At 73.1% G+C, this 16,049-nt stretch carries 18 protein-coding genes and 1 tRNA gene; 4 read left to right on the top strand and 15 right to left on the bottom strand.

The genetic code is table 11. From position 1 onward, the window contains the following. Window positions 1-84: 84 nt before the first annotated feature. Window positions 85-540: a MarR family winged helix-turn-helix transcriptional regulator gene (locus IE109_RS05810; RefSeq protein ID WP_189549665.1), complete on the bottom strand. Its 456-nt coding sequence runs from the start codon at window positions 538-540 to the stop codon at window positions 85-87. 146 nt (window positions 541-686) lie between these two features. Between IE109_RS05810 and IE109_RS05805 the strand changes: the two genes are divergently transcribed. Then, complete coding sequence (locus IE109_RS05805) at window positions 687-887, top strand: hypothetical protein (protein ID WP_189549664.1); 201 nt, start codon at window positions 687-689, stop codon at window positions 885-887. A 142-nt stretch (window positions 888-1,029) separates the two neighbouring features. Here the strand turns inward: IE109_RS05805 and IE109_RS05800 are convergent, their stop codons facing one another. From IE109_RS05800 to IE109_RS05765, 8 genes are all read right to left on the bottom strand, one after another. Next, window positions 1,030-1,953, bottom strand: a complete 924-nt coding sequence (locus IE109_RS05800; RefSeq protein WP_189549663.1) for an RNA polymerase sigma factor SigF — start codon at window positions 1,951-1,953, stop codon at window positions 1,030-1,032. Between the two features lie 233 nt (window positions 1,954-2,186). Beyond that, window positions 2,187-2,993, bottom strand: a complete 807-nt coding sequence (locus IE109_RS05795; protein ID WP_229890746.1) for an RNA polymerase sigma factor SigF — start codon at window positions 2,991-2,993, stop codon at window positions 2,187-2,189. 226 nt (window positions 2,994-3,219) lie between these two features. After that, the gene (locus IE109_RS05790) at window positions 3,220-3,513 is read right to left on the bottom strand and encodes a Dabb family protein (protein ID WP_189549661.1); all 294 of its coding nucleotides are present in this window, start codon (window positions 3,511-3,513) and stop codon (window positions 3,220-3,222) included. Window positions 3,514-3,522: 9 nt separating this feature from the next. After that, window positions 3,523-3,687: a hypothetical protein gene (locus IE109_RS05785; protein WP_179166646.1), complete on the bottom strand. Its 165-nt coding sequence runs from the start codon at window positions 3,685-3,687 to the stop codon at window positions 3,523-3,525. A gap of 396 nt (window positions 3,688-4,083) precedes the next feature. After that, window positions 4,084-4,168 (bottom strand) — tRNA-Ser (locus IE109_RS05780). A 45-nt stretch (window positions 4,169-4,213) separates the two neighbouring features. After that, the gene (tadA, locus tag IE109_RS05775) at window positions 4,214-4,642 is read right to left on the bottom strand and encodes a tRNA adenosine(34) deaminase TadA (protein WP_189549660.1); all 429 of its coding nucleotides are present in this window, start codon (window positions 4,640-4,642) and stop codon (window positions 4,214-4,216) included. A gap of 65 nt (window positions 4,643-4,707) precedes the next feature. Further along, window positions 4,708-5,238, bottom strand: a complete 531-nt coding sequence (locus tag IE109_RS05770) for a tRNA adenosine deaminase-associated protein (RefSeq protein ID WP_189549659.1) — start codon at window positions 5,236-5,238, stop codon at window positions 4,708-4,710. Between the two features lie 206 nt (window positions 5,239-5,444). Next, window positions 5,445-5,648 carry a hypothetical protein gene (locus IE109_RS05765; protein WP_189550090.1) on the bottom strand — a complete coding sequence of 68 codons (204 nt, stop codon included), beginning with the start codon at window positions 5,646-5,648 and terminating at the stop codon, window positions 5,445-5,447. 84 nt (window positions 5,649-5,732) lie between these two features. Between IE109_RS05765 and upp the strand changes: the two genes are divergently transcribed. Continuing rightward, window positions 5,733-6,368 (top strand): uracil phosphoribosyltransferase, encoded by a 636-nt coding sequence (gene upp, locus IE109_RS05760; protein WP_156693473.1) that lies wholly within the window; start codon window positions 5,733-5,735, stop codon window positions 6,366-6,368. Window positions 6,369-6,392: 24 nt separating this feature from the next. On the opposite strand, the gene IE109_RS05755 is transcribed toward upp, so the two are convergent. The 5 genes from IE109_RS05755 to IE109_RS05735 all read right to left on the bottom strand — a co-directional run bounded on the left by IE109_RS05755 (window position 6,393) and on the right by IE109_RS05735 (window position 10,773). Next, a complete protein-coding gene (locus IE109_RS05755; protein WP_189549658.1) occupies window positions 6,393-7,022 on the bottom strand; it encodes a LytR C-terminal domain-containing protein in 630 nt (209 codons plus the stop codon). A 107-nt stretch (window positions 7,023-7,129) separates the two neighbouring features. Beyond that, the gene (locus IE109_RS05750; protein WP_003999914.1) at window positions 7,130-7,426 is read right to left on the bottom strand and encodes a type II toxin-antitoxin system VapB family antitoxin; all 297 of its coding nucleotides are present in this window, start codon (window positions 7,424-7,426) and stop codon (window positions 7,130-7,132) included. Window positions 7,427-7,650: 224 nt separating this feature from the next. Next, entirely contained in the window at window positions 7,651-9,195 is a 1,545-nt protein-coding gene (locus IE109_RS05745) for a M28 family metallopeptidase (RefSeq protein ID WP_189550089.1), read from the bottom strand. A 138-nt stretch (window positions 9,196-9,333) separates the two neighbouring features. Next, window positions 9,334-10,047 carry an HhH-GPD-type base excision DNA repair protein gene (locus IE109_RS05740; RefSeq protein ID WP_189549657.1) on the bottom strand — a complete coding sequence of 238 codons (714 nt, stop codon included), beginning with the start codon at window positions 10,045-10,047 and terminating at the stop codon, window positions 9,334-9,336. Window positions 10,048-10,353: 306 nt separating this feature from the next. Further along, entirely contained in the window at window positions 10,354-10,773 is a 420-nt protein-coding gene (locus tag IE109_RS05735) for a YciI family protein (RefSeq protein WP_189549656.1), read from the bottom strand. Window positions 10,774-11,021: 248 nt separating this feature from the next. Between IE109_RS05735 and IE109_RS33695 the strand changes: the two genes are divergently transcribed. Then, window positions 11,022-12,350 (top strand): COG1361 family protein, encoded by a 1,329-nt coding sequence (locus IE109_RS33695; protein ID WP_189549655.1) that lies wholly within the window; start codon window positions 11,022-11,024, stop codon window positions 12,348-12,350. A gap of 119 nt (window positions 12,351-12,469) precedes the next feature. Further along, window positions 12,470-15,757, top strand: coding sequence for an AfsR/SARP family transcriptional regulator (locus tag IE109_RS05725; protein WP_444545553.1), 3,288 nt, complete (start codon window positions 12,470-12,472; stop codon window positions 15,755-15,757). A 60-nt stretch (window positions 15,758-15,817) separates the two neighbouring features. Here the strand turns inward: IE109_RS05725 and IE109_RS05720 are convergent, their stop codons facing one another. Further along, complete coding sequence (locus IE109_RS05720) at window positions 15,818-16,012, bottom strand: hypothetical protein (protein ID WP_189549653.1); 195 nt, start codon at window positions 16,010-16,012, stop codon at window positions 15,818-15,820. Window positions 16,013-16,049 lie beyond the last annotated feature (37 nt).

The raw sequence follows: 16,049 nt of genomic DNA, 5'->3' as shown, positions 1-16,049 counted from the left end.
CGTCACGGGTCTTGGCGTGGCCGCCCCGCACACCGGCCGGTGTGGTCGTAGCCATGAACTTCCTTTGCTTACGTATCGGCGTACTTACGCGGGTGTACGGGTGGCGTGCGCCCGGCAGTCCCCGAAGGAGTCCCGGAGCCGGGCGAGCAGTGAGGTCAGCCGGCCGACGTCGTCGTCGGACCAGTCCTTGAGCGTGCGGGCGAACATGTCCGTGGTCCGACGGCCGAGGTCGTCGAGCATGTCCTGACCCGCCGGGGTCAGCCGCAGGATGCGTGAGCGCCGGTCGTCGGGGTCGGGCAGCCGCTCGATCCAGCCCCGGTCCACGACGTGCGCGACATGGCGGCTGGTGACCGACATGTCGACGGCGAGCAGCTCGGCGAGACGGCTCATCCGCATGTCGCCGTGGTGGGCGACGAGGGACAGCACCGCCGCCGAGCCGCCGGGGCACTCGGCGGGCAGGGCCCGGGTGAGCCCCCGCTTCACGGCGCCGATGGCGCTCAGCTGCCTCGCCAGTTCCTCGTACTGACTCCGCTCGGCCATGGGCTCCCCCACATCTTGTTGCTTAGGGCAACCATAGAAGCTGTTGGTTGCTACAGGCAAACTAAAAAGGGGCGAAGGTGGCTAAAGTCCTGGCAAAGGAAGGCGAGGGTTGGGCGGTCGGGTCAGGTTCGCTAGGGTCCTGCCCCATGGCACACAACCCCCAGGGCACCGACGGCAACTACGACCCGGCGGGCAGCACGCAGATGTTCCGCGCCTTCGTCGACGAGGGCACGCCGCGGCGGCCGCAGCAGGTGGCGGCCCGGTCCGGCTCCCGGGTCGGCCTGATCGCCGGCGTCGTCGCGGCCGTCGTGATCATCGCCGCGGTCGCCTGGCTCGCGCTCGGCTGACCCGAACGACGCGCGACCCGGCCCGCGGTCGGAGTGCCCCGCGTGAACGGCGGAGCGCCCCCACCGGCGAGCCGGGTCGGCGGTACGGTGCGCCGCGCCGCGTACGGGCGTCGGCGCACCGTCGGTCGCGCGTGTCCGCGCGTCAGTCGGAGATGAGCCCCTCGCGCAGCTGCGCGAGCGTCCGGGTCAGCAGGCGCGAGACGTGCATCTGCGAGATGCCGACCTCCTCGCCGATCTGCGACTGCGTCATGTTGGCGAAGAACCGCAGCATGATGATCTGCCGTTCCCGGGGCGGGAGTTTGGCCAGGAGCGGCTTGAGCGACTCCCGGTACTCGACGCCCTCCAGGGCGGTGTCCTCGTACCCGAGCCGGTCCGCCAGCGAGCCCTCGCCGCCGTCGTCCTCGGGGGAGGGCGAGTCGAGCGACGAGGCCGTGTAGGCGTTGCCGACCGCGAGGCCGTCGACCACGTCGTCCTCCGACACGCCCAGTACGGCGGCGAGTTCGGGCACGGTGGGGGACCGGTCGAGCTTCTGCGCCAGCTCGTCGCTCGCCTTGGTGAGCGCCAGGCGCAGCTCCTGGAGCCGGCGCGGCACGCGCACCGACCAGGAGGTGTCGCGGAAGAACCGCTTGATCTCCCCGACGACCGTCGGCATCGCGAACGTCGGGAACTCCACGCCGCGTTCGCAGTCGAAGCGGTCGATCGCCTTGATCAGGCCGATGGTGCCGACCTGGACGATGTCCTCCATCGGCTCGTTGCGCGAGCGGAAGCGGGCGGCGGCGTACCGCACGAGGGGCAGGTTCAGCTCGATGAGCGTGTCGCGGACGTACGTGCGCTCCGGGCCGTCCACGCCTTCGGCGTCCAGGGCGGCGAGCCGCAGGAACAGGGAGCGGGACAGAGTGCGGGTGTCGATGGTGTCGGACGACGACACCGTGTCCGGAGCCGCCGCGGGGCCGATCTGCGCGGGTACGGGCACCGGCGCCGGCGTGGACCGAGGCACGGCTACGGGCACGGACGCCGGCACGGGCGTGAGCGTGAGCACCTTCGAGCTGCCCTGTTCTGCGGACATGCCACCCCCTTGAGGTCGCGGACGGTCGCGTGGGCCGCGACCATCGGAGGAACGCAGCCTCCACCTGAATACCGGAGCCGAGACTGCGGCAAACGCGGTTCCAGCAGAATGTCACATGTCGGCAACGCGCTGTAGTGACTTGTCGACAAGAATGCGGGGGCTATGTCCGAGAAGCTGAGGCTGTGAGGCTTTTACACCCCCGCTTCTGGGCTGAACGGGTCTACCCGATCAGGTTACGCATCGATTCGATTTGCGGACCTCAGACGGGCAAAACTGCGGGCCAGGAGTCGTGACACATGCATCTGCGAGACCCCCAGCTCCTGACTGATCTGGGACTGCGTCAGATTGCTGTAGTAGCGCAGCATCAGAATCCGCTGCTCGCGCTCGGGCAGCTGGACGAGCAGGTGCCGGACCAGGTCCCGGTGCTCGACCCCGGCCAGCGCCGGGTCCTCGTAGCCGAGCCGGTCCAGGAGGCCGGGCATGCCGTCGCCCTCCTGGGCCGCCTCCAGGGAGGTGGCGTGGTACGAGCGGCCCGCCTCGATGCACGACAGGACCTCCTCCTCGGAGATCTTCAGCCGCTCGGCGATCTCGGCGGTCGTCGGTGACCTGCCGTGAGCCGTCGTCAGGTCCTCGGTGGCGCCGTTGACCTGCACCCACAGTTCGTGCAGCCGGCGCGGCACATGGACGGTGCGCACGTTGTCCCGGAAGTACCGCTTGATCTCCCCGACGACGGTCGGCATCGCGAACGTCGGGAACTGCACCCCCCGCTCCGGGTCGAACCGGTCGATCGCGTTGATCAGGCCGATGGTGCCGACCTGGACGACGTCCTCCATCGGTTCGTTGCGGGACCGGAAGCGGGCGGCGGCGTACCGCACCAGCGGCAGGTTCGCCTCGATGAGCGCCCCGCGTACCCGGGTGTGTTCCGGGGTGCCGGGCTCCAGCGTCTTGAGCTGGCCGAACAGCACCTGGGTGAGCGCTCGGGTGTCGGCGGCCCGCCCCTGTGCCGCGGTGCGGGCCTCCGGCTCGTTCTGGGGCGGCACCTGTTGAGGCGTCGTACTGGCCGGCACGTTCACGCCACCCCTTCACGGTCGGTCTCGCGGTCAATAACGGTCAACTCATCCGTCAAAAGCGGTCATAGCATCACAAGACATGTCCACTGTGTGCAAGCACCTGATAACGTCGTGTTGTCGCCGTACAGCGCGAAAAACCCCGCACCGGGGGGTGCGGGGCTCACGTTCCGTCAGGCGCCGGGCGCCTGCGTGTGGCTCAGAACTCGTAGTCGGCGATCACCCATGTGGCGAACTCGCGCCACCGGCCGGCGGCGGCCTGGTGCGCGGGGTGCTCGATGTAGCGCTTCAACGCGTCCCGGTCGGCGACCGCCGAGTTGATGGCGTAGTCGTACGCGATGTCCCGGTCGGTGATGTTCCAGGCGCACTCCCAGAACTCCAGCTCCGGGACGATCCCGCCCAGCTCCTCGAACGCCTTCACGGCCTCGGCGACGCGCGGCTCGTCGCGCCGCACCCCTTCGTCGAGCTTGAAGAGGACCAGATGGCGGATCACGGCGGACTCCTAGTTGACGAGCTCGGTCATGAAGTCGCCGACGCCCTGCGCGGCGCTCGAAATGCCCTCGAACCCTACCTGGACGAGGTCGGCGGCGCGCTCGGGGGAGTTGATGATCGTGTACAGCACGAAGACGACGACCACGTACAGCGTGATCTTCTTTGCCTGCACCATCGACCCGGTCTCCCCGTCTCCCCTGTGATCCCCTCGGCGGTCGGGTGAGTCTAACCGAGCGTTCCCAGGACCAAGGCCCCTTCCGTCCGGGCCCTTTGCCGGTCCCGCCCGCGGGGAGCGGACGCCAGGATGGAACACGCACCCGGCGGGCCGGCGGGAGCCCGGGGGTGCGGACCGCCCCGGCTGCGGGGCCCGTGCCGTGTGCCTCCCCGGAGCGGCCCGGGTCCGCGGGTCCGGTTCCGCCGGGGGGAGCGGCCGGTCCCCCCGGTGCCGCTCCCCCCGTCCACTCGCGGGAGGGGTGCGGGCCGGCGTCACCGGTACTGGGCGGCCGGCACTCGGCACCCGGTCATGCGGAAGGGCCCCGACGCCGAAGCGTCGGGGCCCTTCACACAAGAGCGGTAGCGGAGGGATTTGAACCCTCGGTGACTTGCGCCACACTCGCTTTCGAGGCGAGCTCCTTCGGCCGCTCGGACACGCTACCGAGAGAGAGCTTAGCCCAAGGGGGCCGCTACGAAGAAATCCGTTGTCAGCGGTCGCGGAAGAAGCCGGTGAGGAGGGCCGCGCACTCCTCCGCCAGCACTCCCTGGACGACCTCGGGCCGGTGGTTGAGCCGCCGGTCGCGTACGAGGTCCCACAGCGAGCCGACGGCGCCCGCCTTCTCGTCCAGCGCCCCGAACACCAGCCGGTCCACCCGGGACTGGACCAGGGCGCCCGCGCACATCACGCACGGCTCCAGCGTGACGACCAGCGTGCAGCCCGTCAGCCGCCACTCGCCGTACGCCCCGGCGGCCCGGCGCAGCGCCAGCACCTCGGCGTGCGCGGTCGGATCGCCCGTCACCTCACGCTCGTTGTGGCCCGTGGCGAGCACCGTGCCGTCGGGGGACAGGACGACCGCGCCGACCGGCACGTCGCCGGCCCGCGCGGCCCGTCCGGCCTCCTCCAGCGCACGGCGCATCGGGTCCCGCCACGGCTCCCGCACGGGATCGGTACCGGCGGGCAGGGGTGTCGTCGCCGGACGCACTAGCGCACGGCCTCCAGCACCTCCGCGGCGCCGAGCGCGTCCGCGATCTCGGACAGCGCGTCGGTGTCGAGCGCCATCAGTTCCTTCTGGGACAGGCCCAGGTCGGCCAGGATCAGCCGGTCGCCGACCGGCTCCGCGGGCACGGCCTCGGCCACCACCGCCGATTCCTCCTCGTCGTCGTCCTCGTCCGGCTCCCCGTCCTCGGTGCCGTCGAGGTCCAGCGCGTCCAGGTCGGGGCCGTCGTCCTCCTGGACGTCGCCCAGCAGCTCCTTGGTGAGGATCTCCCCGTACGAGGAGCGGGCGGCGGCCGCTCCGTCGGAGACGTAGATGCGAGGGTCGTCCTCACCCTCCACGCGGACGATGCCGAACCATGCGTCCTCCTGCTCGATGAAGACGATCACTGTGTCGTCGTCCACCGAGGCCTCACGGGCCAGCTCGGTCAGATCCGACAAGGTCTCCACATCGTCGAGCTCTGTGTCGCTCGCTTCCCACCCGTCTTCGGTGCGCGCGAGCAGTGCGGCGAAGTACACCGTGACTCTCCCACTGATCAGAGGTGTGACGATCGGGCGGCACGCTCCTTCGATGCCCCGCCCACTCGGCATCGTGGCAGATACGAGGCCCTCAGGAGAGGTGTTCCGCTCTTGCGTCGTGCACCAGTCTGGGTCCGGCACCCGGTCCGTGTCACCAGCGGCCCTCCGCCCGGCCCCCGGCGGGTGCGCGTCCGGCCCCCGGCGGCTCACCAGCGGAACGTGCGCATGCGCATCTGCTGGCGCATCCTCGCGGCCCTCGCGCGGCGCGGCTGCACGCGGTCGCGCAGCGCCTTCGCCTCGTTCAGCTCCCGCAGGAACTGGGCGCGCCGCCGCCTGCGCTCGGCATCGCTCTCCTGGCGGTCCGGCGCCCGGCCGTCCCGCCTCCGCTCCGGCTCTTCCGGCTCCGGCATCGCGACCACCCCCAGGCTGGGTCCGTCCACCCCACCTTCCCTCCGCGGCGGGGGTGCATGCCAGTGCGGGCTACTGTTGAGGGCATGCGGATCCACGTCGTCGACCACCCGCTGGTGGCGCACAAACTCACCACACTGCGCGACAGGCGCACCGACTCCCCGACCTTCCGGCGGCTCGCCGACGAGCTGGTCACCCTGCTCGCGTACGAGGCCACCCGGGACGTGCGCACCGAGCAGGTCGACATCGAGACCCCGGTCACCCGGACGACCGGCGTGAAGCTGTCGAGCCCCAAGCCGCTCGTGGTGCCGATCCTGCGGGCCGGTCTGGGCATGCTCGACGGCATGGTGCGGCTGCTGCCGACCGCCGAGGTGGGCTTCCTGGGGATGATCCGCAACGAGGAGACGCTGGAGGCGTCCACGTACGCCACGCGCATGCCGGAGGACCTCTCCGGGCGCCAGGTGTACGTCCTGGACCCGATGCTGGCGACGGGCGGGACGCTGGTCGCCGCGATCCGTGAGCTGATCAAGCGCGGCGCGGACGACGTGACGGCGGTCGTGCTGCTGGCGGCGCCCGAGGGCGTCGAGGTCATGGAGCGCGAGCTGGCGGGTACGCCGGTGACGGTGGTGACCGCCTCGGTCGACGAGCGCCTCAACGAGCACGGCTACATCGTGCCGGGCCTCGGTGACGCGGGCGACCGGATGTACGGGACGGCCGAATAGCCGGCAGGCCGTTCGCGGTACCGCTCAGCACTTCCCGGAGGGCGCGGGCGCGGGCTCGGCCAGGGCGGCCAGGGCCGCGGTCGCGTCCTTCGGCGGTGTGAGGGACTTGAAGGCGGTGCCGATGATCAGGTCGACGTCCGCGGTCGCGCGGGCGTCCATCCTGAGCGTGGCGCCCCTGAGCTGCGTGCCCAGCACCGGGAAGGCGTTTTCCCGGGCCCCGGTGGCGCCCAGCAGCATGCCGGGGCCCGGGACCTTCTTGTCGTAGGCGGCCGGGGCGTTGCCCACCTTGCCGATGGCGAAGCCGCGCTTCTTCAGCTCGTCGGCGGTCGACTTGGCGAGGCCCGCCCGGGGCGTCGCGTTGTAGACGTTCACCGTGATCTGCGCGGGCTTGAGCGGCACGTGGACCGGCGTGACGGCGTTCTTCCGGGGCTTGCAGACGGGGCCCGCCGCCGTGCGTGCCCGGACGTCGCCGGCGCCGCCGCCGAAGACGTGGATGAGCTGCAGGGTCCCCCAGCCGGCCAGGCCGAGGGCGACCACTGCGGCGAGGGCCGCGACCACGATCCGGCCGCGTCGTCGGGGGCGGCGCATACGCGGGTAGGCATTACCCGTGATGCGGTACTTTCCGCCCATACCGGGGGGAGTGAGCATGCTCATGAGCGCAGCGTAATGCGGCCCGGTGGCTATGCCTACTAAACGATCAGCGGAGGGGGCCGGACGGGTGGGAAAGGGCCCGAAAGGCTGACGTCGCCGGGTGGGTCCGCTCAGTCCAGCTCGAGCACGCGGGCGTGGAGCACCTGGCGCTGCTGCAGGGCCGCGCGCACGGCGCGGTGCAGTCCGTCCTCGAGGTAGAGGTCGCCCTGCCACTTCACGACGTGCGCGAAGAGGTCGCCGTAGAACGTCGAGTCCTCGGCGAGGAGCGTTTCCAGATCCAGCTGGCCCTTGGTGGTCACGAGCTGATCGAGGCGGACCGGGCGCGGCGCGACATCCGCCCACTGCCGGGTGCTTTCCCGGCCGTGGTCGGGATACGGCCGCCCGTTACCGATGCGCTTGAAGATCACACGGAAAGCCTACCGGGCGAGCGGCTCCCGGCGCAGCCACGCGGCGCCGGTGTGCTGCGAATGGATTCAACCGCGAACCGGGGCGGGCGGGTGCGAGGGGTGCCGTTCCGCCCTGCCACCGCGGGGGCCGGGGGCGCCGGAGCACGGGACGGCGCGCCCCGGGGGTGACCCGTGGCGCGCCGTCCCGGGCGTGCTGCCCGGCCTGCCCGTGTGCTGCCGGGGCCCTACTCGGTCACGTCGTGGTCGTGGCCGTCGTGCAGGCCGCCGCCGCTGCCCGCGTCGCCGTCCGTGGGGACGGTGACGACCGGCTTGCGCAGCGAGCTGAGGTCGTGGGCGTAGACGCCCACGGCGTTGGCGATGACGTCGATGTTCGCGTCGAACGCCGTCATGTTGATGTTCTTGATGTCGTCGCACTTGGCGTGGTAGCACGCGTCGTACGCGACGCCGGCCGTGCCGCCGAACTTCTCCGCCTGCTTCGCGGTCTTGAGGCCCTCGGCGCCGGTGAACGTGCCACCGGACGGGATGCCGATCTCGATGAACGGGCCGTAGTCGGAGCGGCCGGTGAAGTCCGTGCCCTCGTGCGGACGGCCCTGCTTGTCCATGAACTCGTTGATGTCGCGCTCGATCTGCGCGGAGCCGGCCGGGCCGGCGGGCGCGCCGACGGCGTCGGAGTCGTCACCGTCGTACACGAACAGGCCGTAGTTCGGCGACGCGATCATGTCGAAGTTCAGGTAGAGCTTGATCTCCTTGCGGTCCAGCTCGCTGAGGTTCGCGACGTAGTGCTCGGAGCCGAGCAGGCCGTTCTCCTCCGCGGACCACCAGGCGAAGCGCACCTTGTTGGTGGGCTTCTCCTTGGACTTGGCGAGGTCCAGGGCGACTTCCAGCAGGCCGGCGGAGCCGGAGCCGTTGTCGTTGATGCCGGGGCCGGCGGTCACCGAGTCGAGGTGCGCGCCGAGCATCACGGTGTTGGCGGCGTTGCCGCGCGCGGTCTCCGCGATGACGTTGTTGGTGGTCCGCTTCTCCTGGAGCTGGCGGATCTCGAAGTTGACCTCGACCGGGCCCTGGGCCAGGTCGGCCACCAGCTTCTCGCCGTCGGCCTGCGATATGCCGCCGGTCGGGATCTTGGCGGCCGCCGGGTCGCCCAGGGTGCCGCCGAGGGAGCCGGGGACGTTGTTGTAGACGATCGCGCCGATCGCGCCCGCCGCGGCGGCCTGGGCCTGCTTGTCGGCGAAGGTGCAGCCGCCGCGCTTGATGAGGGCGATCTTGCCGGTGAAGGTGCCGGACGCGTAGTCGGCGGCCTCGCAGCCGGGCGTGGTGTCACCGGCGGCGACCGGTACGGCGGCGAGGCCGGCCTTCACCCCGCCGACGGGCGTCGACCTGGTGTAGGTCATCGCCCCGACGGTGAGGTCACGCGGCGAGGGCGAGACGACGGAGAGCTTCTCCGCCTGGGTCTGGGTGTAGATGAACTCGAACTTCTGGTACGAGACCTGGTAGCCGGCCTTCTTCAGCTGCTGGTACACGTACGCGGCCGAGGCGTCGTGTCCGAGCGAGCCGGCCGCCCGGTGGCCGTCGGCCGAGTCGGCTATCTGCTGGAACTTCTCCAGGTGCCTGTAGGCGTCCTTGCCGGACGCCTCGCGCACCAGCTTCTTGGACAGTTTGGCGGCGTCCTTGGCCGCTTCCGCGCCGGGGTCGTGCCGGCCGGCGGAGGCGGGGGATGCGGAAGCGAGCAGGAGCGGGGTCGCGAGTGCTGCTGCGGCCAGGGTGGCCACGGCTCTGCGGTGGGATGCGTTCACAGAGGTCCTTCCCGGTGCGAACGAGGTTGAAGGGAAGCTAGCGATCTCCCACGCTCCTGTGAACAGATGTGCCGTAACTCACGTGATATTCCGTACGATTGGCAACGGAACATGTCACTCCGCCGCCGAAAGTCCTGCGTCGGTGGCCGATTCGGCGCCCTTGGCGGTGCCGGCGGCCCTGGCCGTCTTCGTCGCCTTCGCCGTCCCGTCCGTCTTCGTCGCCTTGGTCGCCTTGGTCGCCTTCGCCGTCTTCGCCGTCTTCGCGGCGCGCTTGGCCTCCTGCTTGTGGGCGCGGACCCTGGCGAGCGACTCGGGTCCGGTGATGTCGGCGGCCGAGCGGTACGCGCCCTCCTCGCCGTACGCGCCCGCCGCCTCGCGCCAGCCGTCGGGCCGTACGCCGTACCGCTTGCCCAGCAGCGCCAGGAAGATCTGCGCCTTCTGCCTGCCGAACCCCGGCAGGGCGAGCAGCCGGTCCAGCAGCTCCGCGCCGGAGGCGGCGTCCGACCAGACGGCGCTCGCGTCACCGCCGTACTCGTCCACCAGGTACCGGCACAGCTGCTGCACCCGCTTGGCCATCGAGCCGGGGTAGCGGTGCACGGCGGGCTTCGCGGACAGGAGGGCGGCGAAGGCCTCCGGGTCGTACGCCGCGATCGCGTGCGCGTCCAGGTCGTCGGCGTCCATGCGCCGCGCGATCGTGTACGGGCCGCAGAACGCCCACTCCATGGGGATCTGCTGGTCCAGGAGCATGCCGACGAGCGCGGCCAGCGGACTGCGGCCCAGCAGCTCGTCGGCCTCCGGTTGCTGGGCGAGATGGATCGTGGTCGTCATGATTCGATGGTCGCGCCGGTCCCGGAGGGCCGCACGGCGGAGGCCGCCGGGCCGGCCGGGCGCCGGTGCCCGTGTCATGTCGCCGGTGCCCCGGGCGGCGCTGCCGTCCGCCGCCGGGTACGGCGTCGTCGTCCGCCCGCGCACGGTGGACGCCGACCGGACCCGGCCCGCGCCGTACGGCGGGCGCCGCGGACCCCGCGTCCCCCAGGGCGACGGCACGGGGCCCTTCCCCGTAGGCCCCACCCGCCCGTCCGGCCCGGGCCGGACGCCGCCGGTCCGGCCCCGCGTCCGGGCGGAGCGCCCGGTTCAGGAGGTCAGTTCCTCGCCGCTCTCCGCGATGGGCCGGATGACGACCGGGTACTCGGGCGCGCCCTCGGGCTGCGGGCAGCGGGCGACGCGCGCCGCGATCTCGGTGACGCGCTCCAGGCCGGCGCAGTCGAGCACCCAGTACCCGGCCAGCAGTGGCTCGGTCCGCCCGTACGGGTCGTCCGTGACGACCGGGCGGCCGTCCTCGCCGAGGCTGACGAACCGGGTCTTCCGGGGCTCGGCGAGCCCCTGGCCGTCCACGAGCTCACCGCTCTCGGCGAGTTCGTCGTTGATCTCGCGCATGAAGGCGAACATCGTCTCGATGTCCTCCTCGGTCCAGGCGGGGCTGCCCGGGGAGGGACTGCCGGTCATCGCGTCGTAGTCCGCCTGGGTGCCCTGCACCATCATCAGGTACTTCAAGACGCCGCTCCTCACGGTCGCTGCCTCGGCCGGCGCGGGCGTCCCGTCCGGCGTCCCGTCCCCGGCCACGTCCAGCGTCGCGGAGGAACGCCCGGTCCGTGGCGGGTCACTGGGCCGTTTGCCGCATCCGTCGCCCGCCCGGGAGCCGGTGCGCACCCGATCGGGGGACAGCACCCCTCATCGCCCGGCGATCCGGTCATACGATCAGCGCGGGTTTCCCGACCTTCCGACCAGACCAAAGGGCTCCCGTGAAGATCCGCCGTCTGTTCGCGCCCGCCGCCGTCGCCGCCGTGACCGCGCCCGCCGCACTGATCACCGCCGCACTGATCACCGTCACACCGGCGTTCGCCGACACCGCTCCGGCGGCGCCCCGTCCACAGGCCCCTTCCCCGGGCCGGCCGGCGGCGGACGACGTCGCCACGCCCTCGCTCATGGAGCTGGAGAAGGCCGCCGCGACGGCGCGGCAGGCGTACGACGCGGCCGTCGCCGCCGAGGCCGCCGCCCTCCGGGACCTGGCGCGCGAACTGTCGGACCGGTCGTCCCTCGCCGTGGCCGCCGCCGAGGCGGCCCGGGGCGCCGAAGCGGCCACCCGGGCCGAGCGCGCCGCCGCCGACCGGCTCGCCGAGGCCGAAGCGGACCTGAAGGGCCTGCCGGAGGCGGCGACGGAGGCGGAGAGGGCGCGGGCGGAGCAGGACGTGGCCGCCGCCCTGACCGCCGCCGAGGACGCCGCCGACGCCGAGGAGGCCGCCGCTTCCAGGGCGAAGGAGGCCGCCGGGGCGAGGGACGACGCCAGGTCGGCCGCGGCCGGCCGGGCTCACCGGGCGGAGCAGGACACCGAGAAGGCCCTCGCCGCCAAGGAGGCCGCCGACAAGGCGCTCGCCGGCGCGCGGAAGGAGGCCGAGGCGGGCGCCTGCGTCCCCGAGGACCGGCTCACGGTCACCGCCACCGGCCTGCCGGCGCGGATCACCGCCGGAACGACGGTCGACTTCACCGTCCGCGTCACCAACGGCACCGACCGGACCCTGGACGAGGTCTGGCCGTACGTGAAGGTCGAGGGGACCGACGACCTGCTGGACGTGCTGTGGTCCACGGACGGCTCCCCGGAGTGGCAGGACGCCGACGCCGACCACTACGCGGGCGCCGTCGAGAAGCTGGCGCCCGGGGCGCACGCCGACGTCCGGCTCCGCCTGGTGGTCGGCTCCTCGCTGCCGGCCGGCGGCGGGGTGGCCTCCGTCGCCGCCGACTACCTCAACGACGACATGTCGTGCGGCGGGACGTCGGAGTTCCTCGAGTACGGCTTCGACGTCGTCGCCGCGGCTCCCCTGGCGGGCCCGGCCGCCACCCGGGCGGCCTCCCCGGCCGCGCCGGCGCGGGGCCCGGCCGCCACCCGGCCGGTCGGCGCCCCCACCGCCGCGGGGGCCCCCACCGCCGCGGCCACCCCCACCGCCGCGGGCGCCCTCGCCGACACGGGTCCCGCCTCCGCCCTGTCCGCCGCCGTCCTCGCCGGCGCGGCGGCGGCCGCGGGGACCGGCGCGCTCGTCGCCGTACGCCGCCGGACGCGGGACGGCGGGGCGTGACCCCGTGATGCCGGCTCCCCGCCCCGGCCCGCGGCTCGTTTCCGCTGATCAGGCTGGCAACAGCCATTGCTCCGGAGGGCCGCGAGACTAGGATCGCCGCACCAGGAAAGGGGGCGCGCGTGGGTTTCGGGACAGGGGTACGGTTTCACGTTCTCGGCACGGTGGAGGCCTGGTGCGCCGGGGAGCGGCTGAGACTCGGCGGCGTGATCCAGGAGCGCATCCTCGGCACCCTTCTCCTGGAGCACGGCAGGGTCGTTCCCGTCACACGGCTCGTCGAGGCGGCCTGGGACGAGGCGCCGCCTTCCAGCGCGGGACACCAGGTGCGCAAGGCGGTGTCCGATCTGCGCCGGCGCATTCCGGGTGGCGCGGGGGTCATCGTCACGGACGGGCCGGGGTACCGCGCCGAGGGATCCGGGTACGAACTGGATCTGGTCGAGTTCGCCGACGCGCTGCGCGCGGCACGGGAGGCCGTCACCCTCGGCGGACACCAGGAGGCCGCCGACACCCTGGGCCGGGCGCTGGCACTGTGGCGGGGGCCGGTCATGGCGGGGCGCGGCGGCCGGGTGATCGAGGCGGCGGCGGCCGTCTGGGAAGAACGCCGGCTGGCGGCGGCCGAGCAGTACTACGCACTGCGCCTCGGCCTGGGGGAGGCCGATGAACTGGTCGGCGACCTGCGCGGACTCGTGTCGCAGCACCCGCTGCGGGAGGCCCTGCGCGGGCACCTGATGCTGGCCCTGTACCGGGCCGGGCGGGGCGCGGAGGCCCTGGAGGAGTTCCGCGCGGTGCGGGCGCTGCTCGCGGAGGAACTGGGCATCGACCCAGGTTCGCGACTGGTGGCGCTGCACGAGCGGATGCTGCGGGAGGACCCGGCGCTCGCCGCGCCGGAACGGATCGCCGATCCCGCCGCCGTGGCGGTACGCGTGCCCGCGGGCGCACCGGGCACTCCGGCCGCGGGCACGGGCGGCGACGCGGGTTCGGACGCGGCGGGCCCGGGGGAGTTCTCGGGTCCCGCGGGCCCGGGCACGGACGGCGCGCCCGTGCGGCAGGTGGCGGCCCCGGACGGCGGGCGCGGCGGGACGGGCACCGGAGCAGCGCCCTCCACCGCTCCCGACCCGGCGCACGGGCAGGGCATCCGCGCACTCCCGTACGACCTGCCCGACTTCACCGGCCGTGACGAGGAACTGGAGTCGCTGCTCGCCCACGCCCGCCGTCCCGGCGGCGAGTCGACGCGCGTCATAGCGATCGACGGAATGGGTGGTTCCGGCAAGACGGCGCTCGCCGTGCACGCCGCCCACCGGCTCGCGCCGTACTACCCCGACGGCCAGCTCCACATCGACCTGCGCGGCTTCACCCCCGGCGAGAGCCCGTTGGAGCCGGGTGCGGCCCTGGAGAGTCTGCTGCGGGGACTGGGCCCCTCCGACCGGCCCCTCCCGGACGGCGTGCAGGAGCGTGCCCGGGTGTGGCGGGCGGCGCTGGCGGGCAAGCGGGTCCTGGTCCTGCTGGACAACGCCGCCGACACCGCGCAGGTGCTGCCGCTGCTGCCGGCGTCCCCGGGCTGCCTGGTGCTGATCACCAGCCGGGCCCGGCTGGTGGACCTCGACGGCGCCGAGTGGTTCTCCATCGGCATGCTGGCGCCCGGGGACAGTGCGGCGCTCCTCGCCGAGACCCTCGGCGCCGCGCGTACGGCGGCCGAACCGGAGGCGGTGGCCGAACTGGCCGAGCTGTGCGCCGGGTTGCCCCTGGCACTGCGCATCGCCGCGGCCCGGTTGCGCAACCGGCCCCGGTGGACGGTGCGCCACCTGGTCGAGCGGCTCCGGCACGAGACGCGGCGGCTGGACGAGCTGAGCGCCGGGCAGCGCAGCGTCACGGCCGCGCTGGAACTGTCGTACCAGTCACTGGGGGCCCGGCAGCGGGCCGTGTTCCAGCTCCTGGGACAGCACCCCGGCGCGGAGATCGACGTCTGGTCGGCGGCGGCGCTGGCGGATACACCGGCCCGTGAGGTGGAGGACGTGCTGGAACACCTCCTGGACGTCCACCTCCTCCAGCAGCACACGGAAGAGCTGTACAGCTTCCACGACCTGGTGCGCAGCTTCGCCCGGTCGCTCCGGGTGCCCGGGAGCGAAGGGAGCGGCGGAGCGGGCGGGAACGGTCGGGCCGGCGGGAGCGGCGAGGGCGAGGGAGAGGGAGACGGAAACGGAGACGGCGTCGGAGTCGTGGCCGAGCGCCTCCTGCCCTACTACCTGGCCGCGACGGAGGCCGCGTGCGAGGTGCTGTACCCCGACCGGCTGCGGTACCCGACGGGTGCGACCGTGCCGACGGAGCTGCCCCCGTTCCCCGGCGCCCATGAGGCGATGGCCTGGTTCGACCGGGAGCGGCACGCGATCCGGCTCGCCCTGGACCGGGCCGGAGACGTGGCGGACCAGCGGTGCGTCCTGCACCTCTCCCGGAACCTCGCCTTTTACTTCTACACACGCAGCCGTGTCGAGGAGCAGGCGGCGCAGGGCGTCGCCGCCGTCCGCGCCGCGCGCCGCCTGGGCGACCCGACGCTGGTGAGCCTGAGCCTGAACAACCTGGCCGTGGCGCACTGGAGGCTCGGCCGGTTCGCCGACGGTGTGGCCGCGGCCTCCGAGGCGCTGGAGATCTCCCGGCGGTCCGGCGACCGGCAGCACGAGGCCATCAGCGTCGGCAGGCTGGGTCTGCTGCACAGCGCGCTCGGGGACGTCGACACCGCGCTGCGCCACCTGGAACGGGCGGTGGTGCTGCGCAAGGAGAGCGGGGACGAGGTCGGCGAGGCCGAGAGCTGGACCAACCTCAGCCCCGTCTACCGCTGGCTCGGCCGATTCCCCGAGGCCACGGGGGCGGCACGGCGGGCCGTGCTCATCAACCGGCGGATCGGCTCGTACGACAACGAGAAGATGGCCCTGATCGAACTGGCGGCCACCAGCCTGGCCACCGGTGACGTCCAGGAGGCGCTCGGCACCCTCGAACGGGCCCTCGCGCTCGGTGACGAGACCCGCAGGTCGGAGAACCACGCCCTGGCCCTGGCGTTCGCGGCTGAGGCCCGGCAGTTCCTCGGCGACAACGTGCGCGCACTGGCGGACGCGGACCGGGCCCTGGACGTCGTCGCCCGCTCCGGGGCGAGGCTCAGGTCCGCCGAGGTCGAGAACATCGTGGGCCGGGTCCACCGCCGGAGCGGCGACCCGGCCGGGGCCCTGCGGCTGCACGCGAGCGCCCTGCGGCGCTGCACCGAGCTCGGCTACCGAGTGGAGGCCGCCTGCGCCCTGGCAGGTCTGGCCCGCGCCGCCGAGGAGGCGGGGGACACCCGGGCGGCGGAGGAGCACCGCCGCGAGGCCGACGCGCTCTGCGACGACCTGGGCGTACCGGCCACCCACCGCGCCTGGGCCTGACGAGTCCCCGGCCGCCGGGGACTCGTCAGGCCCAGGCGGCGGTTCAGGCCCAGGCGGGGTTCAGGCCCCGGGGGCGAAGCCCGTGATGACGACCGGCGCGCCGGGCTTCGGGGTCGACGGCCCCTCGTCACCCGCGACGACCGTGATCGTGCCGCCGGGCGCCGGGCCCGCGTGCGCCGCCGTGGCCGCGCCCCCCAGCGCGATCGCGAACACCATGGCGAGTACTCCGGTCACTCTGGCCACCCTGCTGTGCATGTCCCACCCCTTGGATCAGTCCGTCCGGTTGCTCTTG

The sequence above is a fragment of the Streptomyces lavendofoliae genome (genome assembly GCF_014649735.1).
Lineage (GTDB): Bacteria > Actinomycetota > Actinomycetes > Streptomycetales > Streptomycetaceae > Streptomyces > Streptomyces lavendofoliae.
Note: the sequence above shows the minus strand (reverse complement) of the source record. Positions and strands in the feature narration are given on the sequence as shown.